This window comes from Pseudomonas sp. Leaf129 (assembly GCF_001423465.1).
Classification (GTDB): Bacteria; Pseudomonadota; Gammaproteobacteria; order Pseudomonadales; family Pseudomonadaceae; genus Aquipseudomonas; species Aquipseudomonas coleopterorum.
On the sequence record NZ_LMOC01000007.1, the window covers coordinates 254,955 to 268,484 of the forward strand.

The window sequence follows — 13,530 nt, forward strand, 5'->3', positions numbered from 1 at the left end:
GCCGCGTCACGTCACACGTAACGCGGCCGATCCTCCATCAATGCAGCTTCAATCGCGGCTCCGTGCCGCGTCCGATACGGCTGCCCAGCATCAACATGCCGGTGCGGAACAAGCCATACAGCGCTGCCTGGTGCATCCGGTACAGCGACACGTAGAACATGCGCGCCAGCCAGCCTTCCAGCATCACGCTGCCGGTCAGGTTACCCATCAGATTGCCCACCGCCGAAAAGTGCGAGAGCGAAATCAGCGAGCCGTAATCCTTGTAGGTGTACTCCGGCAGAGCCTTGCCCTCGATGCGCAGCTTCAGCGACTTGGCCAGCAACGAAGCCTGCTGGTGGGCGGCCTGAGCGCGCGGCGGCACGTTGCGATCGGTACCCGGCTGCGGGCACGCCGCGCAGTCGCCGAACGCAAAGATGTCGTCGTCGTGAGTGGTCTGCAAGGTCGGGCGCACCACCAACTGATTGATGCGGTTGGTCTCCAGGCCATCGATGTCCTTGAGGAAACCCGGCGCCCGAATGCCTGCCGCCCACACTTTCAGGCTGGCAGGAATCTCTTGCCCACTGCTGGTCATCAGACTCTCGGCAGTCACTTCGCTAACGGCGGCATTGGTCAGCACCGTCACGCCCAGTTTTTCCAGAGTCTGGTGCACCGGTTGACCGATACGCTCCGGCAGCGCCGGCAACACCCGCGGACCGGCTTCGATCAAGGTGATGCGCATGTTCTCGGGCGCAATGCGGCCCAGACCATAGGCCGCCAGTTCCTTGGCCGCATTGTGCAGCTCGGCCGCCAACTCGACCCCCGTGGCACCGGCACCGACGATGGCCACGCTGATCTGCGCGCGGCTTTCATCGTGTCCGGCGTGCGCACGCAGATAGTGGTTGAGCAACTGCTGGTGGAAGCGCTCGGCCTGCTTGCGCGTGTCCAGAAACAGACAATGCTCGGCTGCACCCTGGGTACCGAAGTCATTGGTGGTGCTGCCCACGGCGATCACCAGCGTGTCGTAGCCAATGCTGCGCGCCGGCACCAGCTCCAGACCGGTTTCCGGATCCAGGGTAGCGCTCAGCTGGATCTGCTTGGCCGCCCGGTCCAGGCCACTCATGCGACCCAACTGGAACTCGAAATGATTCCACTTGGCCTGGGCAACGTAGTTGAGCTCGTCTTCGGACGAATTCAGCGAACCGGCCGCCACTTCATGCAACAGCGGTTTCCAGATATGGGTCAGGTTGGCGTCCACCAGCGTGATGCTGGCCGTGCCGCGCTTGCCCAAGGTCTTGCCCAGGCTGGTGGCCAGTTCCAGGCCGCCGGCGCCGCCGCCGACGATAACGATGCGATGTGTCATGGAAAGCTCTCATAAGGTTAAGGAATTCGTTGGGTCTGCGAGGGGGGGGCGAGCGCAAGGCAGCTCATAGCTCCACACCTTCAGGCAGACGGTTCCGCGGGTCCTGCGACGGCGGTTATCGAAGCAAGGAGCGGACGCTCGACTTGCTGCCGACAAGCACACAGACAACCGCCGACCCTTAGGGCGCGGTCCACGTGGCAGGGCTTGGAACCATGAACAGGTAGACGTTTCAGACGCTGGCAAGGCTACAGGGTTCCTGACAGTCGGTACGGACGATGACGCTTTGTATCATCGCCGCTGCGGATACGCCATGGCTGATAAATGGCGGTTGTCACAAACTGATGCCGACATCGAAAACGATGCTGCGGCCCAGGTTGTTGCGCAGAAAATCCGGCGCATCCGGATGGGCGAACAAGACCCGCGCGAAGGTCGGACCGACCAGCGACAGCGAGCGCCAGCCTTGGCGGAGGAATTCGGTAGGTGGCGGAAAATGGCTGTTCAGGTCCAGGGTTTCGCGTTTGAGGCTGGCGAAGGCAATGATGTCCAGCTCGCCCAGGTCCAGGCCGCGTTCGCGATAGTTGTGGGCTTTCTTGCGCAGGGTCGGGGCGAGCCTTTGCAGCAGTTCAGGCGCACGAATGCGCTTGGGCCGAGCTTCGCGGCGCACCAGTTGGCTGAGGGAGAAGGCGCTGCGGCGACGTTGCAGCTCTTCACGCCATTCATCGTTGAGCCGGCGACCTTCATCGAGTACGAAAAACACTTCGAAACTGGCGTCGCGAAACAGAACGTCTGGCGGCTCCTGGCCGGCAGGGGTGAACTCGTCGTCGCGGTAAGTAATGTTCAGACCCTGCAAAAGACGCTCGCACACCCAACGCTCGCGCTCCCATTTGCGCGCATTGGACAGAAAGGCATTGGCTTGCTCGGCCTGGCTGGTGAGCAAACGCAGGTAGTCGGAGTCATCCATGGCCCTAGCTTAGCCCGCCTGTGCGACGAAAAGAATAATGGCCAACGCTTCAAAATCACCGGGCAATGGGTAAGGATGGGATTTTCCCAGGAGCTGCACCATGCCCAGCATCAAGATCACCTCCGGCGGCTATGAATTCTTGGCCGAAACCCACCCCGACGCACCGCAGACGGTGGAGGCGTTTCTCAAGCTGCTGCCCTACCGGCAGAAAATCATCCACGTACGCTGGAGCGGTGAGGCGTGCTGGGTGCCGTTGGGGGAATTTCAGTTGCTGCGAGGCGATGCGCCGGTCGGCTTCGAGAATCACACCAGCCACCCGTCGGTAGGGGACGTGTTGTTTTATCCGGGGCCGTACAGCGAAACGGAAATCCTGCTGGCCTACGGGTCGTGCTGTTTCGCCAGCAAGATGGGGCAGTTGGCCGGCAACCATTTCCTGACCATCGTGCAGGGCACGGAAAACCTTCGCGCACTGGGCGTAAAGACGTTGTGGGAAGGGGCGCAAGAGGTGCTGTTCGAATTGGCGTGATCCCGCCGGCGCGGTGCGACCGGACGCGGCTTGCGCCGATGCTACAGAACAGCGCCAATCCCCTGTAGCAGCGGCGCAAGCCGCGTCAGCGATACACGCCATTCTCCAATACATATCGCAGCGAGGCAGGCAACATCGGCCCATGCCCCAGCCCAGGAAACACATGGTAATCGACGCGCAAACCCGGCACGCCGCGCACACCCTTCAACAACCGCTCCATGGCCAACCCCGGCGCCTGCGTCGAGCGCGCCGGCCCACCCGGTCCGGCTGCCTCGGCGTCACCTCGCATCAACGTCAACCCCACCTCGCTCTGGCCAACTCGGTCCGCCAAGCCGTCCAACGGATCGAGCACCGCACCGTTTCCCCACCACAGCGAAGGACTGGCCGCAGCGTAATGCTGAAACGCCCCAGGCCGGGTCAGCAGGGCATGCAGCACCAGCAATCCGCCGTAGGAATGCCCCCACAACGTCTGCCGCGTCACATCCACCGGCACGGCGTGCTCCACCAGCGGTTTGATTCGCTGATCCAGCAGATCGAGAAACTGATCGGCACCGCCGCTGGGCAACCCGGAGGGTGCATCGATCTGCGTGTCGCCGGTCACTCGCGGCGTGTAATCGAAGGTTCGCGCCGGGCGGTCGATACGCAGCGGCGTGGTCGAGCCGATGGCCACGATCAGGGGTGCGTCTGCGCCTTCGTTCAGGTGCCGCAACAGTGCCTGGTCCAGCGCACCCACGGCAGCATTCCCATCGAGCAGGTAAACCACCTGATAGCCAGCGGCGGGGGCGGGCTGTTCCGGGCGGCCGATGTACAGCCGGTAATGCCGCTGCCCGTCCGCCGAGTCCAGGGTTCGGGTGGTGAACCCATAGCCAGTGTCAGGCTGTTCCAGCACCGGGGCCACCATGGGCTGCTGCGGGTCTGGCCGCGCTTGCGCGGCGCCGTGTGAAATCAGGGCGGCCACTGCCAGCCCGCTGATGATCGTATGCTTCATCAGAACGACGCCGTCAGGCTGGTGTAGAGCGTGCGGCCCGACTCGTTGTAGGTGGCCGCGCCCGCGCCTTCGATGTTGTTCACACCCTGGGCATTGCCCTCGCGGTACAGGCGCTTGTCGAACAGGTTGTCGATGCCCGCCGTCAGGCTCAGGTGCCGAGTCAGCGCATAGGTGCCGCTGACTCCAACCAGCGCGTAGGGCGACAGCTGATTGTTGGATGTGCCGGTCACTCGTGCACCGTGGTAGTCGTATTTCTTGGGCTTCTGCTTGCCGTACCAGGCCACATTGGCCTGCAGCGACAGCGCTTCGCTGGCCTGCCAGTCGAGCATCGAATTCAAGGTGTACTCGGGCGTCACCGAAAGCACATCACCGGTTTCCTTGTTCAGCGAACGCAGCATGTAGGTGAAGTTGTTGGTCCAGTTCAGATCATCCGTCAGGGGCAAGGTCAGGTTGCCTTCCAATCCCTCGACCAAGGCCTTGGGCACGTTCTCCCACTGGAAGATGCTGGCGTTGGCAGTCGTCCCGCTGCCACCGATGGCGATGCCGACCGGGGTCAGGCCCGATTCGATCTTGTTGCGGTAGTCGTTGCGAAAGTAGGTCAGGCCGGCCACCACGCCGTCTTTGCGATATTCCACGCCCAGTTCCTTGTTGACGCTGGTTTCGGCTTCCAGGTCGGCATTGCCCTGCAGGTAGCAACTGGTGGTCTGGCCGTAGCAACCCTGACCGTTGCTGTACAGCAGGTAGTTGGGGTTCAGTTGGTAGAGGTTCGGCGCTTTGTAGGCACGGGCGATGCCGGCCTTCACGGTCACAGTGTCGGTCAGCACCTGGGACAGGTTGAGCGACGGACTCCAGTTGTCGCCGACGATGTCGTGATGGTCCAGGCGCAAGCCGGGGGTCAGCTTGGTGCCGGGGAACAGCTCGATGTTGTCCTCGACGAACAGCGAAGCGATGCGCGCTTCCGAACTGCCGCTGCGGTTGCTGCTGGCCAGGCCCGGTATGGCGCCACCGGCCGTGGTGGTCTGCACGTTGGAGTTGGGGTCGCCAAGGCTCTGCTCGACCCACTCCGTGCCCAGGGTCAGCATCTGATCGACGCCCCAATGCAGCGGCAGGCTGACCTCGCCGTGGGCAGTCAGGTCGCGCACCACGTTGGTGGTGAAATCAGTGCTGGAAAAGATGCCCTCGGTGCCACCTGCCAGGCCTTCCTTCACGCGTCGATTGCGGGTCTTTTCATACTGCAGATAGGCCAGCGAGGTGCCGAAATCCCAGTCGCCGCGGTGGGTCAGGGCGTAGTTCTCGCGATAGAGAATGTTGGTTTCATGGCCCACCAGGCTGCGCACCGTGGCGTTGCTATTGGTGTTCTGGGTATCACCGGTGTAGATGTTGCCCTGGCGGCTGTAGCCCGCTTCCAGATCTACAGTCTGCTCGGGGCTGAGCTTCCAGCTCAGCAGCCCGTTGATGTCCTTGTTGCGCACGCCTTCGCGCCCGGCCGGCAAGGTGCCGACCTGGTTGCCGGTGCGCCGCGACTCATGGCCGCTGTTGATGTCCTGATCGTCGGCATCGCTCTTGGCGACATTGCCGAACACGCGGTAGCTCAGCGCATCGGTCAGTGGCCCGTTCAGGCCGAAATTGACCCGCTTGGTGGCGCCTTCCGCGCTGTGTTGCGAAAAGGATTGGTAGACCGTCGCCGAACCGTGGGTCTGGGAACTCGGCCGTTTGGTGATGATGTTCACCACGCCGCCCGCTGCGCCATTGCCGTAACGGGCCGCGGCCGGGCCACGAATGACTTCGATGCGCTCCACTTGGTCCGCAGGCACCCAGTTGGTGTCACCGCGGCTGTCGCGCTCGCCGCGCCAGCCATAACGCACCGAATTGCGGCTGTTCACCGGTCTGCCGTCGACCAGGATCAAGGTGTTTTCCGGCCCCATGCCGCGAATATCGATCTGCCGGTTGTTGCCGCGCTGGCCGCTGCTGGAGTTGCCGGTCAGGTTGACCCCCGGCATGGTGCGGATGATCTGCGAAAGGTCGTTGGCAGGTGGGCGCTTGCGAATGTCTTCCGCCGTGATGATCGACACACCGGGCGCCTGCTTGATCGCTTCTTCGGCGGTGGCCACCACTGAAGAGGCTTCCAGCTCCACGGGTTCGGCTGTCGTGATGTCGGCCGACGCGGTTGCGGGGAGCAGATGGCAAGCGCCCAGAAGCACGGCGAAATAGGGCAGAGGCGGCAGGCGCAGGCGCATCGTTGGATCTCCATGAACTGGCCAGGGTGGCCGGAAGATCGAAGATGATAATAATTGCTAAATGATAGTAAAGCGCATTAACTTTCTAAACACTTGGCGTCTGGCTCGACGAGTCATGGGCCAGCAGACGTAGGTTCATGCGCAGACCGTGATCCCCGCGGCTGGCCCACAGCTGGCCGCCCTGCAACTCGATGGCGCGGCGAGCGATGCTCAAGCCCAGGCCGAAGCCCTTGCCCGGCGCGCCATCCAGGCGCAAAAACGGCTCGAAGATCCGCTCCAGGTCGGCGAAGTCGACGCCGGGCCCTTGGTCCTCTACGCACAAATGCCAGAAGAGGCCATCACGGTGGCCACGAAGTGTCACCCAGCCTTGCGCTGGCGAGTGCCGGACCGCATTGCGCAGCAGATTCTCCAACGCCTGAGCGAGGCTGTTCAGGTGCGCCTGCACCACGCAGTCGTCCGGCACTTCACAGCGCAAGCGATGGGCCGGCCAGTGGTTCTCGAACTGTACGTCCTGCACCAGCGCTTCCCATACCGAACGTACCCGCACCTCTTCACGGGGCAGGTCGGGCCGTTCGGTATCGAGCCAGGCCAGATCCAGCGCGTCCTCGACCAGTCGCTGCATCTCGTCGACTTCCCGCGACACCCGCGCCTGCAATTGCCCGTCCGGCAGGCCGCTGTCGCTGGCCACGCGCAGACGGGTCAGCGGGGTACGCATCTCGTGGGACAACGTGCGCAACAATTGACGTTGCTGTTGCAGGCTCTGCCGCACACGCTGGGCCATGTGCTCGTAAGCCTGGGCCAGTTCGCCCAGTTCGTCGCGCCGTTGCGTGACCGCACTGCTGGCGACCGGCTCGAGGTCGTCGGCACGCAGCGCGTTGGCGCGTTCGCGCAGTTCATTGAGCGGCACCACCAGATGCCGATACAACAGCAATCCCAACAGCAGCGCCAACGCAGCCGGCATCAGGCCGTGAGTGACGATGTGGGTCCATGGCGTGAGCCCCACCGGTAGCAGCCGTTCCGGCAGTTGCAGTACCAGGCGACCTTGTTCGGGATGCCGAGGAAAGGCGATGCTGACATACGGCAGTTCGTCGTCCAGGCGTCGGCTCATGGGCCAATCGAGCTTGCGCATGAAGGTCAGGTGGCTGGATTCATCGCGGCTCAAGGCGCTGGTGCCCAGGCTCTGCAGTTGCGGACCGATCACCGCTGCCCAGGTTCGCTGATCGGCCATGAACCGTTCGCGCCATCGCTCCACACCTTCCGCGCCTACGTTCAGCCAGCGCTGTTCGGCCTGCTCGGCATGGGCCGCCAGACCCTGTCGGGTGGCAGGATCGAGAAAATAACTGCGTCGCTCCACGTGCAGGCCCCAGAACCACACCAGCCACACCAGCAGCAGGCAGAAACCCGTCTGCAGCAAAGCCAGCTTCCACAGCAGCGAATGACGCCGACGCATCAACCTGCGACCACCAGTACGTAGCCCTGGCCGCGCACCGCCTGGATCTGCACATGGTCGGCACCGATCTGGCCCAGCTTGCGCCGTATGTTGCACACATGCACATCCAGGCCGCGGTCCAGCCGCGTGTAGCTGCGGTGCAGCACCTGTTGATAGAGGAACGCCTTGCTCAAGGCCTCACCGGCATGGTCGAGCAGGGTGCACAGCAGCCGGTATTCGGAGCTGGTGAATCCAGCCGGCCGTTGGTGGTAGTGGATGTCCTGAGCGTGGCCGTCACGGATCAAGCCAGCCATATCGGTTTCAGCGCGGGTCGGCGTGGCGCGGCGGTCCAGGGCCACCCGGCGCAGCAGCGCGTCGATACGCGCATCCAGCTCGGCGAGGCTGAAAGGCTTGGGCAGGTAATCGTCCGCGCCCTGGGTAAAACCGCTGATGCGATCCTGCTCGGCGCCCAGGGCCGACATCAGCATGACCGGCGTACCATGGGCCTGGCGCAATTGACTCAAGACCTTCAGTCCGTCAAGGCCGGGCAACATGATGTCCAGCAGAATCAGGTTGAACGGTTCACGCTGCGCCAGCAGCAAGGCTGCGTCGCCGCGTTCGCACACCTGCACCGCCAGACCACGACGTTGCAGGTGCAGGCATAGCTGTTCGCGAAGCTCGGCGTCGTCTTCGACCAACAGTAAGGAAGGGGGTTTTTGATAGTCATTCACAATTGCGCAATTGTTGCATCCCGAAGACTGCATCACAATCGCGCAATGCAACGCTGCTTCAATGACCGCGCGGTGGCAGGTCCTCGCTGAACAGCTCGTCCTCGGCATCCGGGCTGACCGGAATCTTGTGCTCCTCGGCCGCCCAGGCGCCCAGGTCGATCAGTTTGCAACGATCGGAACAGAACGGCCTGTTCACATTCGCTGCCGTCCATTCCACCGGCGCCCCGCAAGTCGGGCAATCAACGGTCAAGGGTTGGCTCATTCTCGGCCTCCACGCAAAGTCAGGTAAAAAGTATGCAGCCGCTCGACTTCCGAGTGCAGCCATGCCAGATCACGATCGTTGACCAGCACATCGTCCGCCAGCGCCAGCCGCTGCTCGCGGCTGGCCTGGGCTTTCAGAATCGCCTGGACCTGCTCCGGCGTGGTGTGGTCCCGCAGTAGTGTCCGCGCGACCCGCACGGCCTCGGGCGCATCCACTACCAGCAGGCGCTGGGTGATGCGGTATTGGCCGGACTCGACCATCAAGGGTGATACGAACACCGCGTAGGGCGACGTTGCCGCTGCCAGCGATTGCGCGATTTCCTCGGCGATCAGCGGGTGCAACAACGCTTCGACCCAGCGCCGCTCCTGCGCATCCTCGAAGATCACCTTGCGCAGCGCTCCGCGATCCAGGCTGCCATCGGCCTGCAACAGCGCCGCGCCATAGCGCTCGACCAGCGCTGCCAACGCCGGACGCCCCGGCTCCACCACCCAGCGCGAGGCCTGGTCGGCGTCCACCACGTGCACGCCCAACTCGGCAAAGCGCTGCGCCGCCGCGCTCTTGCCGCTGGCAATGCCACCGGTCAGACCCAGCACCCACGGTTTATCCACAGCTGTTGTCATCGGAACCCGGCAAACTGCATGTATGAAGTGGTTATTTGATCACCCCACAGCAATGCAATCCACCCCGCGATGGCCAGATAAGGCCCGAACGGGATCGGCGTACTGGTTTGCGCGTTGCGCATCCGCAGCATCAACACCCCCAGCACCGCCCCCACCAGCGACGACAGCAGAATGGTCAGGGGCAGAATCTGCCAGCCACCCCAGGCCCCCAGCATGGCCAGCAACTTGAAATCGCCGTAGCCCATGCCTTCCTTGCCGGTGATCAACTTGAATGCCCAATACACCAGCCACAAGCTGAGATAACCGGCCACCGCGCCCCACAGCGCGTCATACAGGTTCGTGAACAAGCCCTGCCCATTGACGATCAACCCCAGCCACAACAGCGGCAGCACCAGCACATCCGGCAGCAACTGGTGATCGGCATCGATCAGGCTCATCGCCAGCAGCCCCCAGGTCAGCACCAGAAACGCCGCCGCCTCCCAGCCCAGGCCGAAGTGATACACCACGAACGCACTGAGAAGGCCCGTGGCCAACTCGACCAGCGGATAACGCAGACTGATCTTCGCCCGACAGCTGGAGCACTTGCCGCGCAGCATCAGGTAGCTCACCACCGGAATGTTCTCCCAGGCACGGATCTTGTGCGCGCAGTGCGGGCACTCGGAGTGGGGGAGCAGGAGGTTATAGGTCGCGCCCGCGGGCTCCGGTGGCAGGCCGAGCATTTCCCGGGACTGTGTGGTCCAGTCGCGGTCGAGCATGATGGGCAGGCGATGGATGAGGACGTTGAGGAAGCTGCCGATGATGAGGCCGAGGAGGAGGGCGCAGGCGACTAGGGCCAACGTGGAGAAGGCTAATGGGTCGATTAATGGCATTTCTTAAACTACGTTGCCGAGTTGGAAGATGGGGAGGTACATCGCGATAACCAGGCCGCCTACCACTACACCAAGAACCGCCATGATCATGGGTTCCATCAGGCTGGTGAGGCTGTCGACCATGTTGTCGACCTCGGCTTCGTAGATAGTTGCCACGCGGTCCAGCATGTCGTCCAGGGCGCCGGATTCCTCGCCGATGGCGGTCATTTGGATGGCGAGGGTGGGGAAGACGGCGGTAGTGCGCATCGACTGATTCAGAGGCGAGCCTGTGGACACATCTGCTTTGATCGAATTAACCGCATTCTTGAAAACGATGTTGCCGGTTGCGCCCGACACCGAATCCAGAGCTTCCACAAGCGGAACACCTGCTGCGAATGTTGTGGACAAGGTACGGGCATATCGCGCAACCGACGACTTGTAGATGATCTGGCCCACGATAGGAATCTTGAGCGTGAACCGATCGACCGAATTTCGAAATTTCTGACTGGTCTTGTGCAGCCGTTTCAAGGCAAAGCCGGCCGCGATAGCTACTGCGAGAATGATGAACCACCACTCCTGAACGGCATTGGACAGCCCTATCACCATGAGTGTGAACGCTGGAAGCTCCGCACCGAAGCTGGAAAACACCTCTTTGAACTGCGGAACCACCTTGATCAGCAAAATACCGGACACCACGATAGCGACCAGAAGCACCGCTATTGGATACGTCATGGCTTTCTTGATCTTCGCTTTGAGTGCCTCGGTTTTCTCTTTGTAGGTGGCAACCCTATCAAGCAAGGTCTCAAGTGCACCAGCCTGCTCACCTGCGTTCACGAGACTGCAATAGAGCTCGTCGAAATATTCGGGCTTCTTCTGCAGAGAGGCCGCAAAGCTATTACCAGCAGCTACTTCCTGTTTGATTTCATCAACCAGTTTGGCCATGTTCGGGTTGTCCACGCCCTCTGCAATGATGTCGAAGGACTGCAACAGAGGCACGCCTGCACGCATCATCGTCGCCATTTGGCGAGTGAACAATGCAATATCTTTAGGCTTGATCTTCTTGCCTTTCCTCCACAACGGGGTGGAGCGTTTGCGGATCTTGCCGGGATTTATACCCTGCTTGCGCAGCTGCGCCTTGATCAAGGGGATGCTGTGGCCGCTCATCTCACCCTTGACCTTGGTCCCCCTACGATCGGCTCCCTCCCATACGTAGGTGCTGGATTTTTGCTCCTTCGCAGCCATTACTTAATCCTTGGTGACGCGGTTGATTTCAGCGAGGCTCGTTACACCCTGCATGACCTTGCGCAGCCCGGAGGTGCGCAAGTCAGGGAACCCGTCTCGACGCATCTGCGCTGAAATGTCTATGGAGTTACCCGACTCCATGATCAGCTGCTGCAAGGCTTTGGTGTTGCGGACCACTTCGTAGATCCCCTGGCGGCCTTTGTAACCGCCGTTGCAGTGCTCACAGCCTACCGGTTCGAATATCTTGAACGTACCAATGGACTCCAGGGGAAAGCCTTCTTCGATCAGTGCATCCCGAGGAATCTCAACCTCTCGCTTACACTGGACACACAATTTTCGCGCCAATCGTTGAGCAATGATCAAGCTGACAGAGGTCGCGATGTTGAAGCTGGCAACACCCATGTTTTGCAAGCGTGTCAGCGTTTCCGCAGCGCTGTTGGTGTGAAGTGTAGACAGAACCAGGTGACCTGTTTGTGCGGCTTTTATCGCGATTTCAGCCGTTTCAAGATCCCGGATCTCGCCGACCATGATCACATCGGGGTCTTGGCGCAGGAACGACCGCAACGCCTGGGCGAAATCCAACCCTTGGCGGTTGTTGACATTGACCTGATTGATGCCTTCCATATTGATTTCGACGGGATCTTCTGCCGTCGAGATGTTGATATCAATGGTGTTGAGAATATTCAGCCCGGTGTACAACGAAACCGTTTTGCCTGAGCCTGTGGGGCCCGTGACGAGAATCATGCCTTGTGGCTGTTTGAGAGCCTGAACGTAAAGATCTTTTTGCTCCGGCTCATAGCCAAGCGCGTCAATACCCATCTGCGCACTGGACGGGTCCAAGATACGCATGACCACCTTTTCGCCCCACAGCGTAGGGAGAGTGTTCACACGGAAGTCGATCGACTTGCTCTTGGATATCCGCATCTTGATCCGTCCGTCCTGAGGCTTGCGACGTTCGGAAATGTCCAGGCTGGCCATAACTTTCAAGCGGGCAGCGATGCGGCTGGCCAGGTTGATAGGGGGGCGGGCTATTTCTTTCAGCATTCCGTCAGTGCGGAAGCGGACTCGATAGATTTTTTCGTATGGCTCGAAATGAAGGTCGGATGATCCGCCTCGTATTGCGTCGAGTAGCATTTTGTTGACGAACCGTACAACAGGTGCGTCGTCGGCGTCCTGTGTGGTTGGGGTGTCCGATCTGTCATCAACTGCTTCGACATCCACGCCATCTAAGTCGACATCGCCAAGGTCCTCAAGGCCTGTGCTAGCATTGTCAAAATATTTCTCAATGGCAATGGTAAGTTTGTCGTCCTCGACAAGAATTGCTTCCGCTGTCAGGCCAGTACTGAACTGGATGTCGGTCACTGCTTGATGGTTGGTCGGGTCAGATAGCCCCACAAAAAGCTTGTTACCTCGGCGCCATAGAGGTAGCGCGTGGTGTTGCCGAATAAGCTTCTCGCTGACAAGTGCTTTAGGCTGGGACTCAAAATCCACAGTGCTCAAGTCCAGTACCGCCACCCCGAACTGCTCAGAGGCAACCTCTGCAATCACACGGCTGCCAGCCAAGTCGTTCTGTACCAAAAAATGGACGAAAGGAATTCGGGCCTTTTGCGACTGTAGAACTGCCTGTTGCGCGACCTTATCCGTGACTACCTCAGCTTGCACCAGCTGTCTGGCCAAGCCGCTAAGGGTGATGTCGTTCATCTCTATACCTGATGCGAGCTTGGAATGTTTATAGCCTAAATGAGAGTCTATGCCAATGAGAGTTGGTGTTCCGGGATCATGAAAAGGTGTACGATCATCGTCTAGCGCTATATATCAACTACAACTCTCACCCTCAGCGCGCCAGTGGTCGAGGATATTATCTTGCTATGGTCGCTTGCAAGTGGGGCGATTTGAGTAATGTCAATAGTTTACTCTTAAGGAGAAGTCAAGTTGCCAATTCGAGAACGTCAGGGAAGCGGTCAAGGACGAGGAAAATCTCATGGGTTTACAATAATTGAGATGATGATTGTCGTCGCGATCATGGGGGTACTGGTAGCTTTGACATTGCCGATGCTCAGCAATTACCTTCTCAAAGTAAAGGCCGGGAGGCTTTTGGCCGAGCTTGAAGGTCCCAAGTTGATAGTGGCTGAAAGCTGGCAATCTGGAGGAGAGCTGTGTCCTAAGTCGCTCCTCTCAAGTATCACCTGTAACAGCGAAAGTGGTGCGCTCCAAAACACCGCAGCTTTAGGGGGGACTGATATTGTTGTTAAGCTAACGCCCACGTCGAGTGGCGGAGTAGTTCTGTGGTCTTGCGAGATAACACCACATGAAGCAGCCCCCAAAGCATGCTTGTAAGAAAACTTTG

At 60.5% G+C, this 13,530-nt stretch carries 13 protein-coding genes; 2 read left to right on the forward strand and 11 right to left on the reverse strand.

Annotated elements, in window-relative coordinates:
• Nucleotides 1-37: 37 nt before the first annotated feature.
• Nucleotides 38-1,339: an NAD(P)/FAD-dependent oxidoreductase gene (locus ASF66_RS12715; protein WP_056844096.1), complete on the reverse strand. Its 1,302-nt coding sequence runs from the start codon at nt 1,337-1,339 to the stop codon at nt 38-40.
• A gap of 331 nt (nt 1,340-1,670) precedes the next feature.
• Nucleotides 1,671-2,300 carry a DUF1780 domain-containing protein gene (locus ASF66_RS12720; RefSeq protein WP_049860973.1) on the reverse strand — a complete coding sequence of 210 codons (630 nt, stop codon included), beginning with the start codon at nt 2,298-2,300 and terminating at the stop codon, nt 1,671-1,673.
• Between the two features lie 100 nt (nt 2,301-2,400).
• On the opposite strand from ASF66_RS12720, the gene ASF66_RS12725 reads away from it, so the two are divergent.
• A complete protein-coding gene (locus ASF66_RS12725) occupies nt 2,401-2,826 on the forward strand; it encodes a DUF3830 family protein (protein WP_056844097.1) in 426 nt (141 codons plus the stop codon).
• A gap of 85 nt (nt 2,827-2,911) precedes the next feature.
• Here the strand turns inward: ASF66_RS12725 and ASF66_RS12730 are convergent, their stop codons facing one another.
• From ASF66_RS12730 to pilB, 9 genes are all read right to left on the reverse strand, one after another.
• Nucleotides 2,912-3,814 carry an alpha/beta hydrolase gene (locus ASF66_RS12730; RefSeq protein ID WP_056844098.1) on the reverse strand — a complete coding sequence of 301 codons (903 nt, stop codon included), beginning with the start codon at nt 3,812-3,814 and terminating at the stop codon, nt 2,912-2,914.
• Nucleotides 3,814-6,051: a TonB-dependent siderophore receptor gene (locus ASF66_RS12735; protein ID WP_056844099.1), complete on the reverse strand. Its 2,238-nt coding sequence runs from the start codon at nt 6,049-6,051 to the stop codon at nt 3,814-3,816. The genes ASF66_RS12730 and ASF66_RS12735 overlap by 1 nt, the downstream gene beginning before the upstream one ends.
• Nucleotides 6,052-6,136: 85 nt before the next feature.
• On the reverse strand, nt 6,137-7,501 hold the full coding sequence (locus ASF66_RS12740; RefSeq protein WP_056844100.1) for a HAMP domain-containing sensor histidine kinase: 1,365 nt from the start codon (nt 7,499-7,501) through the stop codon (nt 6,137-6,139).
• Entirely contained in the window at nt 7,501-8,211 is a 711-nt protein-coding gene (locus ASF66_RS12745) for a response regulator transcription factor (RefSeq protein ID WP_330219440.1), read from the reverse strand. Before ASF66_RS12745 ends, ASF66_RS12740 begins: the two co-directional genes overlap by 1 nt.
• Before the next feature lie 58 nt (nt 8,212-8,269).
• On the reverse strand, nt 8,270-8,473 hold the full coding sequence (gene yacG / locus ASF66_RS12750) for a DNA gyrase inhibitor YacG (protein ID WP_049861149.1): 204 nt from the start codon (nt 8,471-8,473) through the stop codon (nt 8,270-8,272).
• Nucleotides 8,470-9,093, reverse strand: coding sequence for a dephospho-CoA kinase (gene coaE, locus ASF66_RS12755; RefSeq protein WP_056844102.1), 624 nt, complete (start codon nt 9,091-9,093; stop codon nt 8,470-8,472). Before coaE ends, yacG begins: the two co-directional genes overlap by 4 nt.
• On the reverse strand, nt 9,090-9,962 hold the full coding sequence (locus ASF66_RS12760; protein WP_056844103.1) for a prepilin peptidase: 873 nt from the start codon (nt 9,960-9,962) through the stop codon (nt 9,090-9,092). The genes coaE and ASF66_RS12760 overlap by 4 nt, the downstream gene beginning before the upstream one ends.
• 3 nt (nt 9,963-9,965) lie before the next feature.
• Nucleotides 9,966-11,183: a type II secretion system F family protein gene (locus ASF66_RS12765; protein WP_056844104.1), complete on the reverse strand. Its 1,218-nt coding sequence runs from the start codon at nt 11,181-11,183 to the stop codon at nt 9,966-9,968.
• A gap of 3 nt (nt 11,184-11,186) precedes the next feature.
• The gene (pilB, locus tag ASF66_RS12770; RefSeq protein WP_056844105.1) at nt 11,187-12,884 is read right to left on the reverse strand and encodes a type IV-A pilus assembly ATPase PilB; all 1,698 of its coding nucleotides are present in this window, start codon (nt 12,882-12,884) and stop codon (nt 11,187-11,189) included.
• A 231-nt stretch (nt 12,885-13,115) separates the two neighbouring features.
• Between pilB and ASF66_RS23250 the strand changes: the two genes are divergently transcribed.
• Nucleotides 13,116-13,520, forward strand: coding sequence for a prepilin-type N-terminal cleavage/methylation domain-containing protein (locus tag ASF66_RS23250; RefSeq protein ID WP_156463187.1), 405 nt, complete (start codon nt 13,116-13,118; stop codon nt 13,518-13,520).
• Nucleotides 13,521-13,530: the final 10 nt, after the last annotated feature.

What these genes read in the sequence shown, in the direction of transcription:
- ASF66_RS12760 (WP_056844103.1), bottom strand. Translation starts at nt 9,962, where the DNA reads ATGCCATTAATCGACCCATTAGCCTTCTCCACGTTGGCCCTAGTCGCC.
- ASF66_RS12735 (WP_056844099.1), bottom strand. Translation starts at nt 6,051, where the DNA reads ATGCGCCTGCGCCTGCCGCCTCTGCCCTATTTCGCCGTGCTTCTGGGC.
- coaE (WP_056844102.1), bottom strand. Translation starts at nt 9,093, where the DNA reads ATGACAACAGCTGTGGATAAACCGTGGGTGCTGGGTCTGACCGGTGGC.
- ASF66_RS12715 (WP_056844096.1), bottom strand. Translation starts at nt 1,339, where the DNA reads ATGACACATCGCATCGTTATCGTCGGCGGCGGCGCCGGCGGCCTGGAA.
- ASF66_RS12740 (WP_056844100.1), bottom strand. Translation starts at nt 7,501, where the DNA reads ATGCGTCGGCGTCATTCGCTGCTGTGGAAGCTGGCTTTGCTGCAGACG.
- ASF66_RS12720 (WP_049860973.1), bottom strand. Translation starts at nt 2,300, where the DNA reads ATGGATGACTCCGACTACCTGCGTTTGCTCACCAGCCAGGCCGAGCAA.
- yacG (WP_049861149.1), bottom strand. Translation starts at nt 8,473, where the DNA reads ATGAGCCAACCCTTGACCGTTGATTGCCCGACTTGCGGGGCGCCGGTG.
- ASF66_RS12725 (WP_056844097.1), top strand. Translation starts at nt 2,401, where the DNA reads ATGCCCAGCATCAAGATCACCTCCGGCGGCTATGAATTCTTGGCCGAA.
- ASF66_RS12730 (WP_056844098.1), bottom strand. Translation starts at nt 3,814, where the DNA reads ATGAAGCATACGATCATCAGCGGGCTGGCAGTGGCCGCCCTGATTTCA.
- ASF66_RS12765 (WP_056844104.1), bottom strand. Translation starts at nt 11,183, where the DNA reads ATGGCTGCGAAGGAGCAAAAATCCAGCACCTACGTATGGGAGGGAGCC.
- pilB (WP_056844105.1), bottom strand. Translation starts at nt 12,884, where the DNA reads ATGAACGACATCACCCTTAGCGGCTTGGCCAGACAGCTGGTGCAAGCT.